Here is a 24087-nt window from a genome sequence, read left to right on the forward strand (position 1 = left end):
GGAGGTCATGCAAAAATTAGACATATAAGCAAATACTTATAATATGCCGGGAGTCTGGAGGGGGGCTTTCCCTCGGGGATAAAATTAAACAAAACCAGCTCTGGTCAGGCATGGCAACAAAACAAGGAGTTCCGACATGGATTCATTCTACCGGGCAGGTCTTGTACTGCTTCTCATCGGGGTGCTTTTGCTGCCCGCCTGCGGCGGGCAATCAGACACCGTCCAGTTAAACCGGCAGTATGAAGTGCTGAACGGGCAGATTGACGCCCTGAAGAATAGTATTGCCGATCTGGAGGCGGAACTGGCGGAAGAGCTTTACACCAGCGATATCAAAACCGCCCGGGCAACTGTAAAAAACAAACTGGCCCGGGCCAGAAAAGCACTGGACGGGGCTAGGTCCCGGTTTGAATTCGAAGACCAGAGGGGCCATGACATCGGAAGGGCCTCCTGGGCGATTAATGACGCCAAACGATCATTGGCCGGCCAGGCCGAAGGCATCCGGTCCGCCAACAGAGAAATAAAAAGCAAAATTCAAAGGCTCTGTTATATGTCCTCGTCTGCTGAGTTCCGGGAAGCCATTAATGAACTCAGGCAGGAGAAAACAGCCCTGATCGCCGACTGTCGGCAAATGCTGGACGCCGTTGACATTTCTCTGGCCGCCGCCGAAAGCGCCGTTACCGCCGCAAACTGGATTTCTGCGGATGATGAAACCTATTTCAAAAATCTCATCAGCGATTTAAAAAGAAAATACGATACAGATTATGTTGCCGACATCCGACGGATTAAGATGGAAACGGAAAGAATCGACATTCAGGAATTGGACAGAAGACACCGGCCAGCGGACAGACCGCCCGCGGTTCATGGTATCTATGTTTACTAATGCAAAAACGGGGGAACAGATGACTCGTCCGCCTATCAGAGTGATCAGGCACTTGCTATTGGCTATGGTGTTGGTTTTAGTGACCGGCCTGACCCTGGGATGTTCTTCTGAACTGGAGAAGAAAGTTGCCGCCCAGAAGGCACTACAATCCACATTGCAAAAACAGGAAAACGAACTAAGAGAGGTCTTAAACCAGCACCGGGAAGCCGAGGAAATGCAGGCAGAGGCGGACAGGCTGGCCAGCCAGGCCGATTCCCGAAAAGCGGACAACAGTCACCTGCGCTATGACGCCAGGTACTGATCCGGCTGCTACTGCAGGGAAACATAACGGAAAGGACACCATTTTTTATAGCCGTTGGGCGATTTTCGGCTTAACGACGCCGAATCTGAAGCATCAGGGGATTTTTTTGAACCGGCTTTCCAAGCCATCAGCAAGACTTACCGCTATTGGATCGTAAGTCGCCCCACCTCGGCCGCTATCGGCCGCCAATACGCCTGGCACCTGAGCCGGCCCTTGGAGATTAAGGCCATACGCCAGGCCCTGCCGCTTGTCACAGGCACCCATGATCTCTTTTTAGGGGATGCCGTCGTCAACATGCTTGAACCCGTCCAGTCGGACAAAGCTTCCAGAAAATCCCGGGTTAATTCGTGTCCTCAAAAAAGATGGAGGGACACTCAATTAGAGAAGACCCTAAAACTTTTGTTCAAAGGTATTGATGCAAAAGGGCTTTGGCGGTCAGCGTGGGTTTGGCAAAACATGATGATCTTATTGATTTTTTATGTCGGCTGGGATATAGCATAAAATGCAATTGTTACCGGGGGGGTCTGCGCCGGGCCGTCTGTGGCGCGTTTTGTTTTCCAGTTCCCTGTTTTTGTTTTATTTATAGGCGGTGCCGGTGACTCAGGGCCGGAAAACCCCGCGAACAGGTTTAGGAAATGGGCAACCCGATTCAGCTCTCAGACGAACTCGCCAGACTTTTTCTGGAGAATACCAGCTCCATGGTGGCGGTTTTCGACAAGGAGGCCCGGTTCCTTTACCTTAATTCTCCCAATGAAGCAACTCTGGGCTATACGCCGGCCGAGCTTCAGGGAAAGAACGCCTTTTCCCTTATCCACCCTGATGACAAAGACCGGATGGTCTCCCTGATGGCCAAAGCCTTTGACGGAAGGCTTGACAAGATTCAATCCCTGACCTACCGGATCATCAACAAGCAGGGCCGGGTCCGCCATGTTCAGGCCACGTTTGACACGGTGCGGGACGGTTCCGGGAACCTGGACAAACTGCTCTGCGTGGCCGACGATATTACTGAAAAGGTAGAGATCCGAACCGCTTTTGCGGAGAGCGAGCAGCGGCTGCGCGCGGTCATGGATACCGTTCCCGTGGCCATTGCCGAAATTGACTGTTCCGGGCGGTTTCAGTTTGTCAATGCCGCGTATTGCGAGGTGTTTGAATACTCCCTCGAAGCCCTTGAGCGCATGAGCGTAAAGGACCTGGCCGTGTCCGAAGAGAGCGGGCAGCGGCTGCTGTTGCTGCTGGAACGGCTGGTGGAGGAACAGCCGGAACCCCAACGGTGGGAGGGCCGGAACCGGACCCGCACCGGCAGAATCCTGGACGTGGTGGTGGACTGGAACTACCGAAGGGATGAAGAGGGCCGGGTCAGCGGTTTTGTGACGGCCATCAGTGATGTCACGGAACAGAAAAAGATGTCCGAAGCGCTGGTCCAGAGCCGCCAGCGCTACCAGGCCATGTTCAACCACATCGCCTCCGGCGTCGTGGTCTACCAGCCGGTGGATGACGGAGAGGATTTTGTGATCATCGACTTTAACCGGACCGCGGAAAAGATTGAGGGTATATCCGCTGAAGCGGTGATCGGGAAAAAGGTGACCGAGGTGTTTCCCGGCATTAGAGATATGGGGCTTCTGGATCTGTTTCGGCGGGTCAGTGAAAACGGGCGCCCCCGGCACCATCCGGCCTGTTTTTACAAAGACGGCCGCACCACCGGCTGGCGGAGCAATTATGTTTACCGGCTGGCCACCGGTGAGATCGTGACGGTTTACAACGATGAAACGGAGCGGGTACGGGCCAGGGAGGCCCTTCGGGAGAGCGAACTTCGTTTCCGCGCCCTGGTGGAGTATTCGGCGGACCATATCTTCATGCTCAACAGTGAGGGCGCATACCTGTTCAGCAACGAGCGGGTGGAACATTTTCACCGGACCCCGGGAGACACCGTCATCGGCCGCCGCCTGACGGACCTTTACCCCCCGGAACTGGCCGACCGTTACCAGCGGCTGGTGGCTCACGTGCTTGCCGATGGCTGCGGTACCTCCTTTGAGTACGAGGTCCAGGGACCAGATGACACTCATTATTATGTGGAGACCCTTTATCCCATCTATAAGGAAGGCAAGCCATGGGCCGTGGGTGGCATCTGTCGCGATGTGACCACCCGCAAGCAGTATGAAAAAGAGCTTCAGCAGAAAACCGGTGAGCTGGAAAGGGCGTTGAAGGATTTGCGCCAGGCCCAACGGCGGTTCGTGGACCAGGAGCGGCAGCGCGCCCTTTCCCAGATGGCCAGCGGCATTGCCCACGATTTTAACAACGCGCTCTCCTCAATTCAGGGGTTTTCCGATCTGCTGCTTCAGTCGCCGGAAAAGTTTTCAGACACGCCACTGGTGAAACGGTATGTGGGGCTGATCAATACGGCTGCCAGGGACGCGGCCCAGGTGGTCCGGCGGCTGCGCAAGTTTTACCGGCCCAGTGACGAGGAGACCATTGAGCCGGTGGACGTGAACCGGCTCATCAAGGAGGCCGTGGCCCTGACCGAGCCGGTATGGAAGCACAAGACCCAGGCCAGGGGCGCCCCCATTATCGTGGAGACCCGTTTTCAGGAGCAGTTGTCGGCCAGCGGCAACCGCACCGAACTCAACGAGGTGCTTACCAACTTGATCTTTAACGCGGTGGATGCCATGCCCGAAGGCGGTTCGCTTTCCTTTGGCACCCGCCGGGAAGCGGGATGGATCGTCCTTGAAGTCAGTGATACCGGTGTGGGCATGGATGCCACGGTTCGCCGGCAGTGCATGAACCCCTTTTTCACCACCAAGGGAGAGGCGGGCAGCGGTCTGGGGCTGGCCACGGTGCAAGGCATCGTCGCCCGGCACCAGGGACAGATCGAGATTGTCAGCGAACCGGGAAATGGCACCACTTTTGTCCTGCGGATACCGGCTGCTGTAAACAGGGAACATAGCACTGACATGATAGAGAAGACAGAGGCGGAGCGGTCCTCACTGAAGGTGCTGGTGGTGGACGACGATGAACACCAGCGTCTGCTGCTGTCCGAATACCTGAAGGCGGATAAGCATCGTCCGGATACCGCGGCCAACGGAATCGAAGGCATGCGGAAATTCGCCGACGGCTGGTATGATCTGGTGATCACCGACCGGGCCATGCCCGAGATGAACGGCGATACCCTGGCCCGCACCATCAAGGAGGCAGCCCCGGGCAAACCGGTGATCATGGTCACCGGTTTCGGCGACATGATGGATGCCGCCGGAGAGGCGCCGCCGGCCGTGGATATGGTGCTTTCCAAGCCGGTCTCCCTGGACCGCCTGCGCCATGCCGTGCGGCAGGTCCTGTCCGGCGAGGCAGTGTCGTCATAAAAATAAGGAAAACCGATGCCACACATACTGATCGTTGATGATGAGCCGATGGTGGCCATGCTGCTGTCTGAGACCGTGTCCCAGGAGGGGTGGCTTCCGGTGTGCGTACATACTCTGGCCGACGCACGGGAAATCATCGGCGCCCAGTCCTTTGACGTGGTGTTGCTGGATATTCAGCTGCCTGACGGCAGCGGCTTGGACGCGCTCTCCTTTTTTGTCGGCGTGACAGCCGCCCCCGAGGTGCTCATCATGACCGGCTACGGCCACCCGGATGCAGCCGGACTGGCCCTGGAGCACGGGGCATGGGACTATGTGGAAAAGCCGATCAACATCAAAAAGATCATTCTTTCCATTCGCCGGGCCCTGGAGTTCCGCCAGGCCAAGATGGCCGGTAAAAAGCGTCATATTCTCAAGCGAAACGGAATCGTGGGGGCCAGCCAGGCCATTGGCGAGTGCCTGGAACAGATGGCCGAGGCGGCGGACGGGGACCACAGCGTCCTTTTGTCCGGTGAAACCGGCACCGGCAAGGAGCTGTTTGCCAGGGCTATCCATCTGAACAGCCAGCGGGCGGAATCCAATTTTGTGGTGGTGGACTGCACGGCCTTAAGCGAGACCCTGATCGAGAGCAGCCTTTTTGGTCATGTGAAGGGCGCTTTTACCGATGCGGGCCGGGACCGGGACGGGCTGATCAAGCTGGCCCACCGGGGCACCCTGTTTCTGGACGAGATCGGCGAGCTGCCCCTGGAAATACAGAAAAAATTTCTGCGGGTGCTGGAGGAAAAAAAGTTTCGGCCCGTGGGCAGCACCACGGAGGTGAAAAGCGATTTCCGCCTGATTTCCGCCACCAACCGGAACCTGGACGAAATGGTAACAAGCGGCGATTTCCGCAACGACCTGCTCTACCGTGTAAAGGCACAGAAGATCGTGCTGCCACCGCTGCGCAACCGGCGAGAGGACATTCCCGAGCTGGTCTCTCATTATCTCTCCCGAATATGCCGGCGTATGGACATTGAGCCCAAGACGGTGCATCCGGAATTTCTGCAGTGCCTTTGTGACTATGAGTGGCCCGGTAACGTCCGGGAACTGGTGAATGTCCTTGACCAGGTGGTCTGTTCGACCCGCGCCATCCCGGCTTTGTTCCATAAACACCTCCCTCTGGAGATTCGTTCCGCGGTTATTCGTCGGCAGGCGGGGGTGGCCGGCGCATCGGCACCATCGTCATCGGAACCGGGTGCTGAACTTTTTACGGCTCTGAAGGACCAGAAGATGCTCACCTGGCAGGATTTCAGAAAGCAGGTGCTGGAAACGGTTGAAAAGACCTATTTTGAAAGGCTTCTGGCCACCACCGACGGCGACATCGGCCAAATGGTCAAGATCGCCGACATGAGCAAGTCCCGAATTTACGGCCTGATCAGCAAACACGATCTGACCGTGAAAAAATAACCCCTCTGTTGTCAACAAACCCTGTCCCATTTTACAGGAACGGTTTCCAGCTTTTCTGGAAAGTAACGTTTTCTTCTTTAATAGTATAAGCATTTGTAATAATTTATTATATGCTTAACCACCCTTCTTTTGGCAGTTCACCTGTTTTCACCGCAAATGGTCGATAATAAGACAGGATACTTGTATGCCTGACAACAAAAGTTTGTTTTTATTTGATATTCAACATTAGCGGGAATGGAGGCACACTTTTTGCTGATACCGGGGGTACAGTTGTAAAATTCATGGGAAGGATATATAAACATGATTATTTATGCAAATTTATGCAGCCCCGCATCATCGGCCAACGGTCTTGAAAAACGGATACGCCAGAGAATGCCGGGCATGGCGGAATACCTGTACGACCTGAATGCCCTGGAACAGCGGTTGAAGGACGGGCTTTATGATGTGGATGTGATGGTGGTGCATGTGGGCGGCAATTCACCGATTTCCGAGCTTCTGGCGTATCAGGGTGATTTAAAGGGGCTTAATATCATTCTCGTTTTAAGCGGCATCACATCCGATGAACAGATCGCCCGGTTGTTGAAGCTCTACCCCCGGTATATGACGTTTGACGCCAATGACGACACCGTTCTGCTGATGCTGGAAAACCGGGTGAAAAACAGCAGGGGCAAAGCGGCCGGCGCCGCCTGAAGAAAGGACCCGCGGAATGGGAAAGATCGTGCTGCACGGGGATTGTCTGGTCAATCGCGCCGAAGAGTTGCATCAGCTGTTTTGTCACCTGCTCAAACAGTCTGATGACCAGGTGGCGGTGGACATGTCAGCCGTGGGCCGGTGCGACGTTTCGTTTTTCCAGGTTATCTGTTCGGCTGCCCGGAGCTTTGCGCAGCGCGACAAACATCTTGCACTCGACGCGCCACCCCCGGCGGCCTTTTCGCGACAGTTGGAAAAGAGCGGCATGGCGTCTGCCTGTCGAAAATGCGACTGCGGGTCCTGCCTCTTCAAGGCGTCATCAGACGCAATGCAGGCCGGGGATGTGGGGTAAAGGGGCTTTTAAGAACGCCGGACAGAACAAACGGCACGATTGCCATAAAAGCGTGGTGACCCAATGACAACTGAATCCAGGGTTCGACAGGCATTTATCGAAGAGGCCAGAGAGGAACTGCTGCCGGAGCTGGAAAGCGCCCTTCTTGAACTGGGCCATGCCCCGGAGGACATGGAACTGATCAACCGGGCCTTTCGCGCCCTGCATACGCTCAAGGGGTCGGGCGCCATGTTCGGCTTTGACCGGATTTCGGAACTGGCCCACGAACTGGAGACCATTTTTGACAATGTTCGAAACGGCTCCTTTGCGGTTGACAACCGGCTGGTGGAGCTGACCCTGGCGGCCAAGGACCGGTTCCAGATGCTGGTGGATGACCCCGGACTGGATGGTCCTGAGGTGGTTGCCGATCTGCTGGTCGCCTTTCGGCAGATCACGGCGGAGACCATGACCGGCGAAGACGCGGCTGCCGGTGGCCCAGAGGCGCCGGAGGGCACTCCCGATATTTCGGCCTGGTCCCTTTACCATATCCGTTTCAAACCCCGGCCCGGTATTTTTGCCACCGGGACCAACCCCCTGTTTCTCCTGGATGAGCTGCATGAAATGGGCGCGGCCCGTGTGGTGGCCCACGTGGAAAGCGTGCCGGTGCTGGATGCCATGGATCCGGAATGCTGCTACACCTGGTGGGATATCCTGCTGGCCACCGACCAGGGGCAGAACGCCATTCAGGATGTTTTTATTTTCGTGGAGGACGAGTGTGATCTTGCCATCGGCCTGTTGACCGATGTGTTGCAACCGGGCCGGGAGGCTCCTGTTTTTGACCGACTGGCGCCCGTGCTGCTGAAAGACGCCTCCATCGACATCGAAGGGCTGCGGCGCATGGTTTCCGCGGAGGTGGTGGCGGGCGACCGGGAGACGGATTCTGCTTCAACGGCCGTCAAAACCGGTCCCGGCGCTGTGCCGTCCGCCGAGGCCGGTGTTTCAGCGCCCGCTGCTCCGGCAAAGACCATATCCAGCATGCGGGTCCAGGCCAGAAAGCTGGATCAGCTGGTCAACCTGGTGGGAGAGCTGGTGATCGCCCAGACCCGCCTTTCCCGGCTGGTCGATCAGCACGAGGATGCCGCCCTGAGTGAGATCGCCGAGGTTATTGAGCGGCTGAGCAATGACCTGAGGGACACCACCCTGGATATTCGTATGCTGCCCATCGGGTCGAGTTTCGGCAAGTTTAAGCGGGTGGTGTGGGATTTTTCCGCGCAGAAGGGCAAGGAGGTGGACCTGGTCACCGAGGGAGCGGCCACTGAGCTGGACAAGACGGTTATCGAGCGGCTGGACGATCCCCTGGTACACCTGTTGCGGAACAGCATTGATCACGGCATCGAGACCCCGGAAGAACGGGAGCGGGCCGGTAAGCCGCGCCATGGCAGGATCGTTTTTTCAGCCGAGCATGCCGGCGGCAACGTGATCATCACCATTGCCGATGACGGCCGGGGCATCGACCCGGAAGCGGTCCGGGCCAAGGCCGTTGAAAGGGGGCTGCTGGCATCCGGGGCCGCGCCTTCGGAAAAGGAAGTGCTCAATTTTATCTTTGAACCCGGTTTTTCCACGGCCGGCCAAATCAGTGACATGTCGGGGCGGGGCGTGGGTATGGACGTGGTTCGGCAGAACATCACGGCCCTGCGGGGCAAGGTGTCTGTATCCAGCATAAAGGGCCAGGGAACCACCGTTCGCATGACCATTCCGTTGACCCTGGCCATCATTGACGGCCTTGAGATCCGCATCGACCGGGAACATTTTATCGTGCCTCTGGCCGTGGTCAGTGAGTGCCTGGAGCATCACCGCCGCAGGGAAGGGTTTATCAGCCTGCGGGATCAGCTGGTGCCCTTTCTTCGGCTTAGGGAATGGTTTGGCATTGAGGGCTCCCCGCCGCAACACGAGCAGGTTGTGGTGGCCTCCCTGGAAAAGCGGATGGTGGGGCTGGTGGTGGATGAGATCATCGGCCTGCAGCAGGCGGTTATCAAAAACCTGGGCCGGGCCTATAAAGAGATACAGGGGGTTTCCGGCGCTACCATTCAGGGTGATGGGGGTATCGCCCTGATCCTGGACGTGGAGCCGCTGATTCAAAAGGCGGAGCAACAGGGGACGGAACGATGAAAAATCTTTCAATGGCGAAAAAATTGTGGATTGCCTTTGGTGTCATGATTCTTATCATGGCGGGGATCGGCTATATCGGCCTGCTGCAGCTTCGTCTGGTCAACACAGCCATGGAGGAGCACGGCCGGTGGAGCGATTACCAGATCGCCATGACCGAAAAGGTCACCCACCATGTGATCAAGTTGCAGAACAAGCTGCAGAAATACATGACATCCGCGGCATACGACGACCTGGACGATCTGCAGAAGGAGCTGGAGATCGCCACCGACAGTTTGAAGTCGTGGTCCCAGCTTGTCGGGGGCGAGTCGGCCCTCAGTGAAACAACCCGTGAAGATATGGCGTTTCTCGAGGAGATGTCGCTTTCGGTGTTGCGGATCGGCAGCGCTTATACAGACCTGGAGGAGACCCAGCGCCAGCTGGATGCCCTGGTTGCCCAGATGCTGGCCCAGTTGACCCAGTGCATGGAGGAGGTGGTGGACCCGGCCAAAACCGCCGCGATTCAGGCCCGGGACCTTCGGTCATTGATCATGTGGAGCGACATCAATATGGCGCTCAACGAGGAGCTGATTGCCAATGTGCTTCGTCTGCAGACCGCTTCCCATGATTTTGGTTTTACCCGGGACCGGTTCACCTGGCAGCAGGTGCAGCGGCTTCAGGCAGCCGTTTCCGACGGACTGTCGAAGTGGAACGAGCGCGTTGCCGGCAAACCGGACCTGGAAAAAGTGGCCGCCGGCGTGGCCGACTACCTGGCAACTTTTTCTGATCTGTCGCTTCACTACAATGATGTCCTTGCCCAGGTGGCGGCACACAAGACATCCGCCGAGGAGAAATTCGCCCAGAAGATCAGAGATCTTGAGGCTATTTCACAGACAGTGGTCCAGCCCGAAAAAGCGCTGCGCGTTCAGGCGGCCCAACAGGCCTATGCAAAGGGGCGGGTTTTTCTTCTGATCGGTATTCTGATCGCGGTTGCCGTCGGCACTTTTTTCGCCGGCCTGACCACCCGCAACATTACCCGGCCCTTGCAGGCGGTGGTGGATACATTAAACACCATCGCTCAGGGAGACCTGACCGCCACCCTGGATATCAATCAGAAGGACGAGGTCGGCATGCTGGCCCGGGCCATGACCAACATGGCGGAAAAGCTGAAGGCGGTGGTGATCCAGGTGCAGGGCGCTTCAGCGTACATGGCATCCGGCAGCGAGGAGATGAGTTCTTCTTCCGAGGAGCTTTCCCAGGGCTCCACCGAACAGGCCTCCCACCTGGAGGAGATCACCTCCAGCATGGAACAGATGAGTTCCAACGTCAGCCAGAACGCGGACAACGCTTCAGAAACCGAGCGGATCGCGGCCCAGGCGGCCCGGGACGCGGAAGAGGGCGGGCGCCAGGTGCAGGACACGGTGCGGGCCATGAAGGATATTGCCGGCAAGACCTCTATCATTGAGGAGATCGCCCGGCAGACCAACCTGCTGGCCTTAAACGCGGCCATTGAAGCGGCCCGGGCCGGCGACGCGGGCCGGGGCTTTGCCGTGGTGGCCGCCGAAGTGCGGAAGCTGGCCGAGCGCAGTGGCGAGGCGGCCAAGGAGATCGCCGGCATGTCCTCCGGCAGCGTGGCCGTGGCGGAGTCGGCCGGCGCCATGCTGGAAAAGATGGTGCCTGATATTCGCCGGACCGCTGAGCTGGTGCAGGAGATCAGCGCGGCCTCCCGTGAGCAGAACGCGGGCGCGGCCCAGATCAACTCCGCCATCTCCCAGCTGGACCAGGTGGTGCAGCAGAACGCCTCCTCGGCCGAGGAGGTATCTTCAACAGCCCAGGCCCTTGCCGGCCAGGCCCAGCAGCTGCAGGACATCATGGTGTTTTTTAAGGTGGAGGCCGGGCAGGCGGACCACCGGCAGACGGACCAGGACGCCCATGAGCCGGAACTCCTGGAACACAGCGACTTTCCGGCTCCTGGCACGGATTCCGGGCAGGAACGTCTTGAAGATTTTACTGGTCAGGAACCGCCCCGGCAGCAGGGGACAACAGATGACATGGACCATGAGTTTGAACGGTTCTGATCCGTTCGACGGTGCCGGTTCAGCAAAGGAAGGTATAGCATTAAGATGGACAGAAACAGCAAAACGCTTCTTGATCGGTTTGTTTTCAATTCGTTGATGATCAACGAGGGCCTTGCTTATTTTTTTCTTGTGCCCATCGTCGTATTTCATCTGTGGTCCAACATGGCCATCAACGATGAACAGATGAAGATTCTTGTTTTCAGCATACCGGCAGGCATCCTGTTTTCAATGATTCCGACGGTGTTTTTCAACTACACCATGCTGGGCCCGCCGGCGAAATATTTTGAAAAATACCTGTCGGGTCGGGCGGTGAGTGATGAAGAATATAAGGCCGTGCTCAGGCACGTTCTGATGCTGCCCTACAAAAAACTGTTCAACGGGGCTTTCAACTGGGCCACCGGCCTGGCGATCGTGTTTATTCCTCTTTTCATGTATGCCGAAGTGACGGGAGTCCAGACTATTAATATTATTTTTCTGTTTTTTATCGCAGTCTCCCTGGGGTCGGTCATCTATTTTCTTGCCATGGAGCTCCATGTTCAGCGGTATATAAACGCCGGGGCCTTTCCCCGATGGATTACCCTTGACGCATTGCCCAGGTTGAGCACCGCTTTCAAAATGGCGGTGGCCTTCTTTCTTTCCGCAGCCGTCCCGTTTTTGCTGCTTTTATCCTATTTTTTGGTTTACCTGACGTCACCGGAGATTGAAACAGCGGCCCTTGTTACAAAAATGGTCATCATTTCGGTCATCGGTATCGCCCTTGCCTTTGTTCTTTCCGCCCTGATTATCAAAAGCATCGTTTTGAAGCTGACCGCCGTGAACCATACCGCCGCCGCTATCGAAGCGGGCGATCTGGTCACCGAACCGGAAAGGACCGCCATCGTGGACGAATTTCAGGACATCATTCATGCGGTGATCCGAATGAGAGAACATCTGGGGAATGTGGTGGTTCAGGTGCAGGCAACGTCGGATCATGTGGCCTCGGGCAGCGAGGAGATGAGTTCTTCTTCCGAGGAGCTTTCCCAGGGCTCCACCGAGCAGGCCTCCCACCTGGAGGAGATCACCTCCAGCATGGAACAGATGAGTTCCAATATCAGCCAGAACGCGGACAACGCTTCAGAAACCGAGCGGATCGCGGCCCAGGCGTCACGGGACGCGGAAGAGGGCGGGCGCCAGGTGCAGGACACGGTGCGGGCCATGAAGGATATTGCCGGCAAGACCTCTATCATTGAGGAGATCGCCCGGCAGACCAACCTGCTGGCCTTAAACGCGGCCATTGAGGCGGCCCGGGCCGGCGACGCGGGCCGGGGCTTTGCCGTGGTGGCCGCCGAAGTGCGGAAGCTGGCCGAGCGCAGCGGCGAGGCGGCCAAGGAGATCGCCGGGCTGTCATCCGGCAGCGTGGCCGTGGCGGAGTCGGCCGGCGCCATGCTGGAAAAGATGGTGCCTGATATTCGCCGGACCGCTGAGTTGGTACAGGAGATCAGCGCGGCCTCCCGTGAGCAGAACGCGGGCGCGGCCCAGATCAACTCCGCCATCTCCCAGCTGGACCATGTGGTGCAGCAGAATGCAGCTTCGGCCGAGGGTGTTTCTTCCACGGCCCAGGAGCTGGCCGGCCAGGCCCAGCAGCTGCAGGACATCATGGGGTTTTTCAGAGTGGGCGGTGGGGCCGTGCGCCGGAGAAAGGATGACCCGCGTGACCGGCCCGGCAAAGGTCGCGGCGCCGGGGGGCCGGTGCTGACAAGGAACAAAGGGGTGACGTCTTCCCGACAACGGCCGGCCCTGGCAATGGACGGAATGGACCAAGCGGATTCAGCGTTTGAATAGTTTTAGGAACAGTCGGCATGTTACGCCGACTCGGCGGACAAAGGAGTGACCGATGGATGAGAAAACCAGGCAGAACAACACCTACCTGACCTTTTTTCTGGATGAAGAGCTGTACGGCCTGAATATTCAGATGGTGCGCGAGGTGCTGGAGTTTACCGCCATCACCCGCGTCCCCATGACCGCCGACTTCATGCGGGGTGTCATCAACGTCCGGGGCCACGTGGTGCCGGTGATCGACCTGCGCAAGAAGTTCGGTCTGGCCGAAGGCGAGCGGACAGCCGAGACCTGCATCATCATCGTGGAACTGGAGATTGACGGCGAGGCCGCCACCATGGGCGCCCTGGTAGACGGGGTCAAGGAGGTGCTGGATATTCCGACGGAACAGATTGATGCGGCCCCCCGCCTGGGCAGCCGACTGGACACCCGGTTTATCGCCGGTATCGGCAAGCTGGCCGACGCGTTTGTGATTCTGCTCAACATTGATGAGATTTTTTCCGACCGCGAACTTTCCATGATTGCCGGCCTGCGGCAACAGGTAGAGGAACAGGAGGAGTGATGCCGTCAACCGGGACTGTCGGGATTCGTGATGGATACCGCATGACGTCGGCTGCCGGCCCGCCTCTCCGCAGTGTCGGAGGAGATGGGCAGGGGGGCACGGCTGCGTCTCCCGGTCCTCGTGAAAACGGGGAGCGCCGGATATGGGAGCCGCCCCCGCCCATGACCGCCGCTGAATTTGCGGCCATCGGCGGGTTCATTCAGGCGGAGTTCGGCATCAAGATGCCGCCGGCCAAGAAGATCATGCTCCAATCGCGCCTGCTCAAGCGGCTGCGGGCCATGAACATGAACAGCTACCGGCAGTACCGGGAATACCTGTTTTCACCCGAGGGGATGGCCCATGAGCTGCCCCTGATGATCGACGCGGTGACCACCAATAAAACCGATTTTTTTCGTGAGCGGGCCCATTTTGATCTGCTTTACGAAACGCTTTTGCCGGCCTGGTTTGCCCGGAACGGCGGCAGACGGAAGTTTGCGGTCTGGAGCGCCGGGTGCTCTACCGGGGAGGAGCCCTACAGCGTCGCCATGGTCCTGAATGAATTCGCCCGGACTCAGCCGGGGTTTGATTTTGAGGTCACCGGCACCGACCTTTCCCGGGAGGTGGTGGAAAAAGCCCGTCAGGCCATCTACGCGGAGGCAAAAGCCCAGGCTGTACCCGCCGATTTTAAGCGCCGCTATTTCATGCGCAGCAGGAACCGGGACAAAAAGCAGATGCGCGTGGTACCGGAATTGAGAAGAAAGGTGGCCTTCGGCTGCCTGAACCTGATGAAGCCCTTTTCCTGCCCCGGAAAAAACGACGTGGTCTTCTGCCGCAACGTGGTGATCTATTTCGAGCGCCCGTTGCAGGAGGCCCTGTTTCGCCGGTGCTGTGAATGCATTTTACCCGGTGGATACCTGTTCATCGGTCATTCGGAAACCCTGGGCGGCATGGATCTGCCGCTGAGACAGGTGTTTCCCACCGTATACCAGCGGTTGTAGTACAGGAGGTGTGGTGATGCATAAAATACTGATTGTTGATGACAGCGCGTCCATTCGCGAGGCCTTTACCGGTATTCTGTCTCCCCTGGCCCACTGCCGGACGGCGGCCAACGGGCAGGAGGCCGTGGACATGATAAAACAGAACACGAGCCGGGAGGACCGGTTCGACCTGGTGCTCATGGATATCATCATGCCGGAAAAGGACGGCCTGACAGCGGTCAAGGAAATCCGGGAATTCGAGAAGCAGGCCGGATGGACGGGAGAAAATGCCACCACCATTATTATCGTGACCACCATCAACAACCCGTCCCGCATTCTGGTGGCCCAGTACGAATGCGGCGCCGACGCTTATATCACCAAACCGTTTACCGAGCAGACCGTGCTCCAGGCCTTAAGTAACAACGGGGTGAGCCTGGGTGCTGAAGCGGAGAATGCAACAGAAACCCAAAACCGGTGGGACCAGTTTATATGAAGGGGCAACTCGATACCCGGTGTCTGCCGGACAGTGATCCGGATTGGCCCGGCGTCTACCTGAAGCAGGGAGAATGGTTCGTCTCCGACGGCAGCCCGGCCCAGGTGCGGACCGTGCTGGGCTCCTGCGTCACGGTGACGATGTATTGCCCCCGGCTGAACATCGGGGGCATCACCCATTCCCTGTTGCCGTTTCCGTTGCCCGGTACCCCTGATACGGCCAACCTGGTGGGTCGCTATGTCAATTCCAGCGTTCGGCACATATTCGGCAAAATGTCGGCCAGGGGCGTGGTTCCCCGCACCATGGAGGTCAAGATTTTCGGCGGCAGCCAGATGTTTCTGCCGGTGCCGGGCAAACACGAAAACAAGACCCTGAATATCGGCCGCCGCAACGTGGAGACCGCCCTTCAGGTGATCGGCGAGCTGGGGCTTACCGTTACGGCTACCGACGTGGGCGGCACCCTGGGACGGAAAGTGCTTTTTTTCCCTCACCGGGGGGATGTCTGGATCAAGAAGATTCAACGAACGCTTGTGGGTAAAGAGGGCAAGGATGGCTAAACGGCCGGTTCGCGTACTGATTGTCGACGATTCAGCCCTGGTCCGGCAGACCCTGCGCGAGATACTGGAGACCGATCCCGATATCGAGGTGGTGGGCACGGCACCGGACCCCTACCTGGCGGTCAGGAAGATGAAGACCGATATGCCCGACGTGATCACGCTGGATGTGGAGATGCCCCGCATGGACGGCCTGACCTTTCTGGGCAAGATCATGGCCCAGCATCCCCTGCCGGTGGTGATCTGTTCGGCGTTGACCGAAAAAAACTCGGCCCTGGCGGTCAGGGCGGTCGAGCAGGGGGCCGTGGAGGTGATCAACAAGCCCCGGCTGGGGGTCAAACAGTTTTTTCACGATGCCCAGGTGCAGATCATTGACGTGGTAAAGGCAGCGGCCAGGGCCGGAACGGCCAGGAAAGCAGTTGCTCGTCCGCCGGTGCCGGAGTTTTCGAACCAGCGGGCCGTGTCCCCCAAGCTGACGGCCGATGCGGTGCTGGCCGGGGCCCGGCCGGGTCATGCGGTTTTTCAGACCACAGACAAGGTGGTGACAGTGGGGGCCTCCACCGGTGGCACCGAGGCCCTTCGAATTTTCCTGGAGGCCATGCCCCTGGACGCGCCGGGTATTGTGGTGGTTCAACACATGCCCGAACATTTTACCACCGCCTTTGCCCGGCGGCTGGACGGCATCTGTGGCATAACAGTCAGGGAGGCCGCCGACGGAGACCCGGTACTCCGGGGCCACGCGTTGATCGCACCGGGCAACCGTCACATTCTGCTGGTGCGCAGCGGCGCAAAATACCTGGTGCAGGTCAAGGACGGCCCTTTGGTGTCCCGTCACCGCCCGTCGGTGGATGTGCTGTTCCGTTCGGCCGCCCGTTACGCCGGAACCAATGCCATCGGCGTGATCATGACCGGCATGGGGGACGACGGCGCCAGGGGCATGGCCGAGATGCACGGGGCCGGGGCCTATACCATTGCCCAGGATGAGGCGTCCTGCGTGGTATACGGCATGCCCGGTGAGGCGGTCAAGCACGGTGGCGTGGACAACGTGCTCCCCCTGGATCGTATCGCCGGCGAAGTGATCCGGTTTTATAAAAGTACACAGAGGCACTATGAGACTCAGCGCGTGGTTTAAAAAAAGACCCGAAACCCAGGGCAGTGACCTTGAACCGGTGGAGGTCGTGGCAGCCGTTACGGAGAGTTTTCCGGAAACCGGCGGACCCGATCCTGCGCCGGCGGTGCTGCCGCCGGAGGGGCTTCGGCAGCTGTCGGTTGAAATTCCCGGCATAAAAGACGAAATGAAGACCTTTGTCGATGGGTCGGAAGGCGACTTCATGCTGCTGGGGATCAGCCTGCGGACCATCCACGCCAATGTGACGGAACTCACCGACCTGATGCTGGATACGGTCAAGCAGATGGGTGTCATGGACAAGGGCGGGTTTCTGGACCGGGGCCGCCGGATTCTGGAGGCGTCTCTGGCCGAGATCGTGGCCCGGCAGAACGAGGTGCGCACCAACCTGGAACGGATGAACGGGGTGATGGACAACCTTGAAACCCTCTATGCCATCAGCAAGCAGATCAAGAAGTTTTCCCAGTCCCTGAAAACCGTGGCCCTGAACATGCTGGTGGAAAATGCCCGAAGCATCGACCGGTCGGTTAACATCTTCTCCGACGTGGCCCAGGAGATCAAGGACCTGTCGGTCAACATCGCCGGTATTGCCAACGATGTTCATAAGAACGTGGAAAAGGCCCGCACGGTCCATCGTTCCACCCTGGAAGAGATTGCCGGGGGTATCGGCCGGCTGGAGACCCTGACCGCGGAGATACGGACAACGGTCCAGGAGTCGACGCACAAGACCGAGGCCCTGCTGCGGTTCTCCGTGGATACCATCGATCAGGCAGGCCGGCGTTCCAGGGAGATATCCCGGCAGGTGGCCGAAATTGTGGTGGGTGTCCAGTTTCATGACAACATGCGGCAGCGGATGCTGTATGTGGCCAACCGGCTCAACGCGGTGCTGTCCGCGGCGGTTGATGGCGGCAGGCGTGCCCCCGGTCTGATAGCCGACAGGAAACCGGCGCCGGAGATTATCGTCAACCAGGTCCACAGGATTGCCGGCATTCGGACTGAAATTACCGAGGTGTATGAGAAGAACCGGTCTGCCCTGGAACGGATCGGCCATGAAGTAGGGGACCTGGTGCAGGGCATCAGCGGTACGGATACGGAATCAGAGGACAGCGATCTTGCCGCTTTCCGGCATGACCCGTTTTCCCATTTAAAAGGAGCCCTGACCCAGTTGCATGACCTGCTCAACCGGGGCGAAAGTTTTTACCGCCAGATTCAGGAGGCAGCGGCCCAGGTGTCCGGTATCGCCGCCACACTGTCGGAACTGCTGGGCCTGGTAAGAAGCATCAGCGCCAATACGCATAACAAGGCCATTAATTCGATTATCGCGGCGGACCGGATGGGGGAGCGGGGCGGCGCGCTTAAGATGCTGGCCAAGGAGATGAATGCCCTGGCCACCCGGTCCGACGGCCTCTCCTCCGAGGTGGAACAGATCATCACGGCCATTATGACCGCTGCCGGGGAGATTCGGCAAACTGAGGCACGGGTGGCGCCGGATCCTGAGTCCGGGGCCATGTCCCGTCTCAACCAGGTGATTCAGGACATCTCCATGGCTTACGAGGCGTTTCAGCAGGACTCCATGGCCGCTTATCAACGGGCGCGTGAGTTGAAGAAGGCGGTTGATACGACCCTTTCCAGCCTGGATTTTTTCCAGGGGCTTTCCCGGCGCCTCAAAGGGTATAGCGACCGCCTGGAGAAAATATCCGCCTGCCCCGGCCTGGAAACGGTCCTTGTGGACGCGGACCTGGAAGCCGCGGGCCGCCTGCCCGGCAGGCACACCGCCGACCGGGAGAACAATGTCATTCTGTTTGAAGGGGCGCGAAAGGGGGGCCGGGAGGATGACAACGAACCGGTCGATGAGGGGCTGGGAACCAACGTGGAGTTGTTTTAATCCGGGTTTCATGACGTTTTTTGGTTTAAGGATGACGCGCCGGGCCGGGCCCGGCTGCATGTAATCACAGAGGAGGCAGTAGCAGATGGAACAGACCATAATGATTGTTGATGATTCGACCAGCGTGCGCAAGATGGTGGCCTTTACCCTGGAAAACGCCGGCTACGCGGTGGTGGAGGCGGAAAACGGCAGGGATGCCCTGGAAAAGATTAACGGTTCGCCGATCCACATGTTTATCGTGGACCTGAACATGCCCTACGTGGACGGCCTGGAGCTGACCCGGTCGGTGCGGGCCATGGACCGGTTCCGGTTTACGCCCATCGTGATGCTGACAACGGAATCCATGGAGGCCAAAAAACAGGAGGGCCGGGCCGCCGGGGCTACCGGATGGATCACCAAACCCTTTAAGCCGGATCAGCTGGTGGGTGTGGTGAAAAAGGTCATGCCCGCCAACTAGATAATGGCCGAACGTTTATCAACCGTCGAAATACAAGATGTTGTCATGCAGCATAAATTCGCACCCATATGGATCCTTGGAGACCCGGCCGATACGGAGGACGGGGGCCTGATCCCCGCGCTGACACGAATGGGCTATGCTGCCGTGTTGGTTGACCATGGCCATCTTGCGGCCGGCCGCCCTTTTGAACCGGCGCCGGACATGGTGTTTCTGCCCGCCCGAACCACCGGGCCGCCCTGGCAGAGGACCCTGACCCGGCTTTGTGAAACATTTCCCGGTGTCCCGGTGATTCCCGTTTTTGATGAAGATGCGACTCCCGCCGATATTCTTCTGGCCTTTCGTACCGGCGCCTTTGACTGCCTGGTGCTGCCGCTTCTCACCGAAGCGGCCCTGCGGCCCATGGTGGACCGTGCTCTGGATGCGGCCCTTCGGCGCCGGCATGCACGGCCCGGGTTTGCCGATGATCTTCCCATGGGTGATGTGGCCCACCTGAAGGCCCGGCTGGTCGACGCCCAGGAAGCTCTGATCGAAGAACGCAACAGGCGCAGGCACGCGGAAAACGAGGCCGCGGAACACCGGAAGGCATGGTCCATTATCTTTGATAACACCCATGATGCCGTCATTCACATGGACAGGGAGGGTTTCGTGGTGAACACCAACGCGACCCTGTTAGATATCTTTGGCCTTACGCCGGAGGAGGTGGTGGGCCGGGATCTCGGCAGTTATGATTTTCTGGGCTTTGATTTTCGCCAGGCCCTTGAGCTGTACAAGGCGGCCCAGCCCAATGTGGTGTTTCCGATTTTTGAGATGGAGTCCTTTCACAGGGACGGGTCCCGCATTTATGTAGAAAGCCGGGCCAGGCCCATTATCAACAACAACGCAGTGGAAGGCGTGATCAATATTGTTCGGGACGTGACGCCCCAGAAGCGGCTGGAACACACCAAAAACGCGACAATCCTGGGACTGGCCAAGCTGGCCGAGTCCAGGGACGACAGCACCGGCCGGCACCTGGAGCGGGTGCGGGAGTATGTGCGTATTCTGACCCAGGCCGTGGCCCGCCTGCCCAGGTACGCGGACTACGTGACCCCGGCCTATATTAAAGACATCTATCTTTCTTCGATTCTGCACGATATCGGCAAGGTGAGCATTCCCGACGCCATCCTGCTCAAACCCGGCCCCCTGACCATCGACGAATTTGAGATTATCAAGCAGCACACCCTGGTGGGGGGGAACTCCCTGGCCGCGGTGGATGCCGAGCTGCAGGAGCAGTCCTTTCTGACCCTGGGAAAGGAGATCGCCTACCATCACCACGAGTCCTGGGATGGCACCGGGTATCCGGACGGGCTGGCCGGGGAACAGATTCCCCTTTCCGCCCGGATCGTGGCCCTGGCCGATGTGTATGACGCATTGACCACCGAGCGGGTTTATAAAGCCGCCTTTTCCCATCAAAAGGCGGTTGCCATTATACTGGAAGAACGCGGGAAAAAATTTGACCCGGATATAGTGGACGTTTTTGCGGCCAACATGGAGGCGTTTGACGTCATTCGCCGGAGAATAGGCGAAGGTGATGCCGAATCCGGTCTTTTTCCCGGTACGTTACGGTGTTGTTATAAGTGAACGGTCGCTGAAACGGTTTGACGAACCGGCCCTTAAAATCTGGAAGGAGATGGTATGCCTGCACGAAAGATTCCCTCGGATGCTTTTAACCCGGACCTGGACTGGAGCCAGATTCGGGAAACGGTGATGATGCTGAACGTGGCCCTTTCACAGGTGGAGCGGTCCATGTCCGAAGGCGACGAGTCGGTGGACGCGCTGACCGGCCTGTTCACCGCGCTCATGGGAAAGCTGCGGGTGGTTCACACGGCATCGGAAAGCCTGGCGGAAAGTGATGAAAAAACGGCCATACTGGAAAACTGCCGGGAGATATCCAAAATGGTCAACGATGTGATCGTGGCCTTTCAGTTTTATGACCGGCTGACCCAGCGGCTGGCCCACGTCGGTCTCAACCTGTCGGCCCTGGCCGACCTGATCAACGACCGGCATCGTCTCTATTCGCCGTACGAGTGGCAGGGCTTGCAGGAAATGATCAAATCCAGGTATTATATTGAGGCGGATCGCCGGATGTTTGAAGCCATTCTGGAAGGGGCCGGCGTGAAGGAGGCCCTGGAGATCGGAGAAGAACAACGGCACAGGGAGAAGCGCGAAAAGAACGTCGAGATGTTTTAAGACGAATACCGGGGCCGGCGGCAATGGCCCCAAACCCGCTTTTAAACACGACGGAACTGCCCATGACAACCAGCGACAAACCGAAGGCGCGTCCCGCGGCCACGCAAGGCGGCAAAACAGCGGGGCCAAAACAGAAGGCCCGGCCCGGGGGAAAAATTAAAAAGCAGCAACCGGGGACATCTGCAAAGCCCCGCAAAGCCCCTTCAGCGGAAAAACCGGCACCGGCGGCGGCATCCAAACCCCAGGCCCCCGAAGCGACGGACAAACGGCAACACCCCAGAAAGCCCTTGCGGCTGAACGTCAGCGTGACCAGGGGAGAAGTCTCGGGCACCAGCATGGCCAGAGACATCAGCCTGGGCGGCCTGTTTCTGGAAACCATTGAGGAGATGGCCCCGGGCCAGGTGCTTCAACTGTCGATTCCCTTTACCAACCAGGACCGCCAGATCAAGGTCAAGGGCAAGGTGGTGCGAATGACGGAAGACGGTGTGGGTGTTGAGTTCGATATCTATTCCATTGATATCGAATAGACAGATCATCCTGTCATGGGGCGCATGCCGCGTAAATTATCCGGGCAACCCGCTGACTGTGGGTTGCCCCTTTTTTTTCGTCCAAAACGCCATTTTTTGTTTTTGGCGGTTTATTTATTTTATCTCGCAAAGGCGCAAAGGCTTATTTTTTCTGTTTTACACATGGTGTTCGTGCTTTTCTTTGCGTCCTTCGCGTCTTTGCGAGAAATTGAATTTTTCGAGGTTCCCTTTATTTATAGCTTTTTACTTGACCACTTGAATCCTTGAACCCTTGACTCCTTTCAAAACCATCGACAGCACTGAAAAATATGCAAATCGTTTGCTACCACTAATCGGAAGATGAACCTTTTAAATTAAACCGGTTTTGGCGCTTTTGCCGGCCTCAGGTAGGCCCCCCAGTAGCTCATGCCCACGAACACGCCGCCGCCGATGATGTTGCCGATGGTGACGGGCAGCAGGTTTTTCCACAAAAAAGCAAACCAGGTGAGGTTGTCCGTCGTGACCGCCGCGATGGCGGGGCTGTCGGCCCAATGGTGCAGGAAGATGCCCGCCGGAATAAAGTACATGTTGGCCACGCAGTGCTCAAACCCGATGGCCACAAATCCCATGATGGGAAAAAAGATGGCAAAGATCTTGCCGATGGTCTGGCTGGAGGCCAGGGCCATCCACACCGCCAGGCAGACCAGCCAGTTACACCCGACACCCCGGACCAGGGCTTCGCCGAATCCCAGGGAGACCTTGGCCACGGCAACGTTCACGGCGGCGGCGCCCAGTGCCCCGTTGCCGGTTTTCCACAGGCCCGACAGCAGCAGAATCAGGGCGATCAGGATGGAGCCGGCCAGGTTGGCCAGGTAAACCACTCCCCACCGCTTGATCATGTCGATAAAGGTGATGTCTTTTGTCAGCACGCTGGATATCATCAGGTTGTTGCCGGTAAACAGCTCGGCCCCGGCAATGACCACCAGCATCAGGCCCAGGCTGAAGGCCGCGCCGGCCATGAACTTGGTCAGCCCGATGCCCACGACGGCGTTCATGTCAAAGGTGACCGACGTGGAGAGCAGCCCCCCGAACCCGATGTAGGCACCGGCCAGCAGGCCCAGCACGGTCACGGTGCGCCATGGCGATGTCACCTTACCCACGCCGATGGTGGAAGCCACGGTCTCGGCAATGGTCTTGGGCGTCTTGTCTTCGATGCCGGGCACGGGAAACTGAAGGGAGCCGATGATTTTTTCAAAACGGCCGATGGCCTTTTTTTCTTCGGAAAGCTTTCGCTGTACAGCCTTCTGCACCACGGCGGTGATCTCTTCAGGAGTAAAGGGCTTGGATACGTAATCCATGGCGCCCCGCTTCAGGGCTTCGGTGGCCCGTCCCACGGAAGGGAACCCGCTGATCATCACCACCACCGATTCGGGGGACCGCTTGTCCAGTTCGGCCACAACGTCCATGCCGTCAAACCCCGGCATCTTCCAGTCGCACAGGATCACGTCGAAAAAGGATTCCGACGCCAGGCGAAGTCCTTCAGCCGGGTTCTGGGTGATGACCACGCTGAACCCCTCGTCGGCAAACACCCTCTGGCAGGAGCGCAGAACAATTTCTTCATCATCTATAATCAGCATCCGCTGGCTGCTCATGGTGCCTCCCTGTATTATGCCGACCTTTGGGCCGTCAGCCATTTTTTATGCGCCGGATCCATCGAACCCAGCTGGTCCTCCAGCCAGGTCACATCACCGGTGACAATGGCCAGTTTTTCATCGGCGGTGAGATCATACTTTTCCAGCGCGTCAGACCCCCGCTCAAATACCCGCCCGGCAAACCCGGCGTCAGCGGCCCCTTTTTTCAGGACCTTGAGTACCTCTTTTTTGTTTACCAGGGTCTGCTCCTCCTGCTGAAAGGTGCCGGCGGCGTTGTCCAGCGCGGCCTTTACGGTGCGAAGCAGCTCATCCGGCGTAAACGGCTTTTCGATGTAGTTGCCGGCCCCCAGCTTCATGGCATATACCGCCGAGTCGATGGTGGCATACCCGGTGATGATCACCACCGGCAGGTAAGGTTTGGCCCGCCGAATGTCCCGCAGCACGATAAGCCCGTTTACGTCCGGCATGCGGATATCGGTGAGGACCAGGTCAAAGGGCCGGTCGCAGGCCAGGGCGATCCCCGCTTTTCCCGACAGCGTGGTCAGGACATGGTAGTCTTCCGCTGTCAGGATCTTTTCAACACTCTCCAGCACGATCTGTTCGTCATCAATGACCAGTATTCTTTTTTGCATGG

At 58.2% G+C, this 24087-nt stretch carries 22 protein-coding genes; 20 read left to right on the top strand and 2 right to left on the bottom strand.

Going from position 1 to position 24087, the window contains the following annotated elements; all coding sequences use genetic code 11:
- Positions 1 to 136 precede the first annotated feature (136 nt).
- The 20 genes from DOLE_RS04450 to DOLE_RS04545 all read left to right on the top strand — a co-directional run bounded on the left by DOLE_RS04450 (position 137) and on the right by DOLE_RS04545 (position 21822).
- Positions 137 to 880: a hypothetical protein gene (locus tag DOLE_RS04450; RefSeq protein WP_012174292.1), complete on the top strand. Its 744-nt coding sequence runs from the start codon at positions 137 to 139 to the stop codon at positions 878 to 880.
- Positions 881 to 944: 64 nt separating this feature from the next.
- Positions 945 to 1181 carry a hypothetical protein gene (locus DOLE_RS04455; RefSeq protein WP_153304354.1) on the top strand — a complete coding sequence of 79 codons (237 nt, stop codon included), beginning with the start codon at positions 945 to 947 and terminating at the stop codon, positions 1179 to 1181.
- A gap of 213 nt (positions 1182 to 1394) precedes the next feature.
- Positions 1395 to 1682 carry a hypothetical protein gene (locus DOLE_RS18135; RefSeq protein WP_153304355.1) on the top strand — a complete coding sequence of 96 codons (288 nt, stop codon included), beginning with the start codon at positions 1395 to 1397 and terminating at the stop codon, positions 1680 to 1682.
- Positions 1683 to 1816: 134 nt separating this feature from the next.
- Positions 1817 to 4534 (top strand): PAS domain S-box protein, encoded by a 2718-nt coding sequence (locus tag DOLE_RS17025; protein ID WP_012174295.1) that lies wholly within the window; start codon positions 1817 to 1819, stop codon positions 4532 to 4534.
- A gap of 15 nt (positions 4535 to 4549) precedes the next feature.
- Positions 4550 to 5977, top strand: a complete 1428-nt coding sequence (locus DOLE_RS04470) for a sigma-54-dependent transcriptional regulator (RefSeq protein ID WP_012174296.1) — start codon at positions 4550 to 4552, stop codon at positions 5975 to 5977.
- A 300-nt stretch (positions 5978 to 6277) separates the two neighbouring features.
- Positions 6278 to 6667 (top strand): hypothetical protein, encoded by a 390-nt coding sequence (locus DOLE_RS04475; RefSeq protein ID WP_012174297.1) that lies wholly within the window; start codon positions 6278 to 6280, stop codon positions 6665 to 6667.
- A 16-nt stretch (positions 6668 to 6683) separates the two neighbouring features.
- A complete protein-coding gene (locus tag DOLE_RS04480; protein WP_012174298.1) occupies positions 6684 to 7019 on the top strand; it encodes an STAS domain-containing protein in 336 nt (111 codons plus the stop codon).
- Positions 7020 to 7082: 63 nt separating this feature from the next.
- Positions 7083 to 9167 carry a chemotaxis protein CheA gene (locus DOLE_RS04485; protein ID WP_012174299.1) on the top strand — a complete coding sequence of 695 codons (2085 nt, stop codon included), beginning with the start codon at positions 7083 to 7085 and terminating at the stop codon, positions 9165 to 9167.
- On the top strand, positions 9164 to 11221 hold the full coding sequence (locus DOLE_RS04490; RefSeq protein ID WP_012174300.1) for a HAMP domain-containing methyl-accepting chemotaxis protein: 2058 nt from the start codon (positions 9164 to 9166) through the stop codon (positions 11219 to 11221). The genes DOLE_RS04485 and DOLE_RS04490 overlap by 4 nt, the downstream gene beginning before the upstream one ends.
- Positions 11222 to 11266: 45 nt before the next feature.
- Positions 11267 to 13042 carry a methyl-accepting chemotaxis protein gene (locus DOLE_RS17030; protein WP_012174301.1) on the top strand — a complete coding sequence of 592 codons (1776 nt, stop codon included), beginning with the start codon at positions 11267 to 11269 and terminating at the stop codon, positions 13040 to 13042.
- A gap of 52 nt (positions 13043 to 13094) precedes the next feature.
- On the top strand, positions 13095 to 13598 hold the full coding sequence (locus DOLE_RS04500) for a chemotaxis protein CheW (protein ID WP_012174302.1): 504 nt from the start codon (positions 13095 to 13097) through the stop codon (positions 13596 to 13598).
- A gap of 161 nt (positions 13599 to 13759) precedes the next feature.
- The gene (locus tag DOLE_RS04505; protein WP_012174303.1) at positions 13760 to 14575 is read left to right on the top strand and encodes a CheR family methyltransferase; all 816 of its coding nucleotides are present in this window, start codon (positions 13760 to 13762) and stop codon (positions 14573 to 14575) included.
- 16 nt (positions 14576 to 14591) lie between these two features.
- Entirely contained in the window at positions 14592 to 15047 is a 456-nt protein-coding gene (locus DOLE_RS04510) for a response regulator (RefSeq protein WP_012174304.1), read from the top strand.
- Positions 15044 to 15604, top strand: a complete 561-nt coding sequence (locus tag DOLE_RS04515; protein ID WP_012174305.1) for a chemotaxis protein CheD — start codon at positions 15044 to 15046, stop codon at positions 15602 to 15604. The genes DOLE_RS04510 and DOLE_RS04515 overlap by 4 nt, the downstream gene beginning before the upstream one ends.
- Complete coding sequence (locus DOLE_RS04520) at positions 15597 to 16733, top strand: protein-glutamate methylesterase/protein-glutamine glutaminase (RefSeq protein WP_012174306.1); 1137 nt, start codon at positions 15597 to 15599, stop codon at positions 16731 to 16733. Before DOLE_RS04515 ends, DOLE_RS04520 begins: the two co-directional genes overlap by 8 nt.
- Complete coding sequence (locus DOLE_RS04525) at positions 16711 to 18612, top strand: methyl-accepting chemotaxis protein (RefSeq protein WP_012174307.1); 1902 nt, start codon at positions 16711 to 16713, stop codon at positions 18610 to 18612. Before DOLE_RS04520 ends, DOLE_RS04525 begins: the two co-directional genes overlap by 23 nt.
- Positions 18613 to 18697: 85 nt before the next feature.
- Positions 18698 to 19069 (top strand): response regulator, encoded by a 372-nt coding sequence (locus DOLE_RS04530; protein WP_012174308.1) that lies wholly within the window; start codon positions 18698 to 18700, stop codon positions 19067 to 19069.
- Between the two features lie 45 nt (positions 19070 to 19114).
- Entirely contained in the window at positions 19115 to 20686 is a 1572-nt protein-coding gene (locus tag DOLE_RS04535) for an HD domain-containing phosphohydrolase (RefSeq protein WP_167320835.1), read from the top strand.
- Between the two features lie 54 nt (positions 20687 to 20740).
- Positions 20741 to 21295 (top strand): hypothetical protein, encoded by a 555-nt coding sequence (locus DOLE_RS04540; protein WP_012174310.1) that lies wholly within the window; start codon positions 20741 to 20743, stop codon positions 21293 to 21295.
- Positions 21296 to 21357: 62 nt separating this feature from the next.
- A complete protein-coding gene (locus tag DOLE_RS04545) occupies positions 21358 to 21822 on the top strand; it encodes a PilZ domain-containing protein (RefSeq protein WP_041280348.1) in 465 nt (154 codons plus the stop codon).
- A 353-nt stretch (positions 21823 to 22175) separates the two neighbouring features.
- On the opposite strand, the gene DOLE_RS04550 is transcribed toward DOLE_RS04545, so the two are convergent.
- Both DOLE_RS04550 and DOLE_RS17035 read right to left on the bottom strand, forming a co-directional pair.
- Positions 22176 to 23453: a formate/nitrite family transporter gene (locus DOLE_RS04550; RefSeq protein ID WP_012174312.1), complete on the bottom strand. Its 1278-nt coding sequence runs from the start codon at positions 23451 to 23453 to the stop codon at positions 22176 to 22178.
- Positions 23454 to 23467: 14 nt separating this feature from the next.
- Positions 23468 to 24085, bottom strand: a complete 618-nt coding sequence (locus tag DOLE_RS17035; protein ID WP_012174313.1) for a response regulator — start codon at positions 24083 to 24085, stop codon at positions 23468 to 23470.
- Between the last annotated feature and the right edge of the window lie 2 nt (positions 24086 to 24087).

The organism is Desulfosudis oleivorans Hxd3, assembly GCF_000018405.1.
Classification (GTDB): domain Bacteria; phylum Desulfobacterota; class Desulfobacteria; order Desulfobacterales; family Desulfosudaceae; genus Desulfosudis; species Desulfosudis oleivorans.

Coding starts and splice junctions, on each gene's coding strand:
- DOLE_RS04450 (WP_012174292.1), top strand. CDS start 137: ATGGATTCATTCTACCGGGCAGGTCTTGTACTGCTTCTCATCGGGGTG.
- DOLE_RS04455 (WP_153304354.1), top strand. CDS start 945: ATGGTGTTGGTTTTAGTGACCGGCCTGACCCTGGGATGTTCTTCTGAA.
- DOLE_RS17025 (WP_012174295.1), top strand. CDS start 1,817: ATGGGCAACCCGATTCAGCTCTCAGACGAACTCGCCAGACTTTTTCTG.
- DOLE_RS04470 (WP_012174296.1), top strand. CDS start 4,550: ATGCCACACATACTGATCGTTGATGATGAGCCGATGGTGGCCATGCTG.
- DOLE_RS04475 (WP_012174297.1), top strand. CDS start 6,278: ATGATTATTTATGCAAATTTATGCAGCCCCGCATCATCGGCCAACGGT.
- DOLE_RS04480 (WP_012174298.1), top strand. CDS start 6,684: ATGGGAAAGATCGTGCTGCACGGGGATTGTCTGGTCAATCGCGCCGAA.
- DOLE_RS04485 (WP_012174299.1), top strand. CDS start 7,083: ATGACAACTGAATCCAGGGTTCGACAGGCATTTATCGAAGAGGCCAGA.
- DOLE_RS04490 (WP_012174300.1), top strand. CDS start 9,164: ATGAAAAATCTTTCAATGGCGAAAAAATTGTGGATTGCCTTTGGTGTC.
- DOLE_RS17030 (WP_012174301.1), top strand. CDS start 11,267: ATGGACAGAAACAGCAAAACGCTTCTTGATCGGTTTGTTTTCAATTCG.
- DOLE_RS04500 (WP_012174302.1), top strand. CDS start 13,095: ATGGATGAGAAAACCAGGCAGAACAACACCTACCTGACCTTTTTTCTG.
- DOLE_RS04505 (WP_012174303.1), top strand. CDS start 13,760: ATGACCGCCGCTGAATTTGCGGCCATCGGCGGGTTCATTCAGGCGGAG.
- DOLE_RS04510 (WP_012174304.1), top strand. CDS start 14,592: ATGCATAAAATACTGATTGTTGATGACAGCGCGTCCATTCGCGAGGCC.
- DOLE_RS04515 (WP_012174305.1), top strand. CDS start 15,044: ATGAAGGGGCAACTCGATACCCGGTGTCTGCCGGACAGTGATCCGGAT.
- DOLE_RS04520 (WP_012174306.1), top strand. CDS start 15,597: ATGGCTAAACGGCCGGTTCGCGTACTGATTGTCGACGATTCAGCCCTG.
- DOLE_RS04525 (WP_012174307.1), top strand. CDS start 16,711: ATGAGACTCAGCGCGTGGTTTAAAAAAAGACCCGAAACCCAGGGCAGT.
- DOLE_RS04530 (WP_012174308.1), top strand. CDS start 18,698: ATGGAACAGACCATAATGATTGTTGATGATTCGACCAGCGTGCGCAAG.
- DOLE_RS04535 (WP_167320835.1), top strand. CDS start 19,115: ATGCAGCATAAATTCGCACCCATATGGATCCTTGGAGACCCGGCCGAT.
- DOLE_RS04540 (WP_012174310.1), top strand. CDS start 20,741: ATGCCTGCACGAAAGATTCCCTCGGATGCTTTTAACCCGGACCTGGAC.
- DOLE_RS04545 (WP_041280348.1), top strand. CDS start 21,358: ATGACAACCAGCGACAAACCGAAGGCGCGTCCCGCGGCCACGCAAGGC.
- DOLE_RS04550 (WP_012174312.1), bottom strand. CDS start 23,453: ATGAGCAGCCAGCGGATGCTGATTATAGATGATGAAGAAATTGTTCTG.
- DOLE_RS17035 (WP_012174313.1), bottom strand. CDS start 24,085: ATGCAAAAAAGAATACTGGTCATTGATGACGAACAGATCGTGCTGGAG.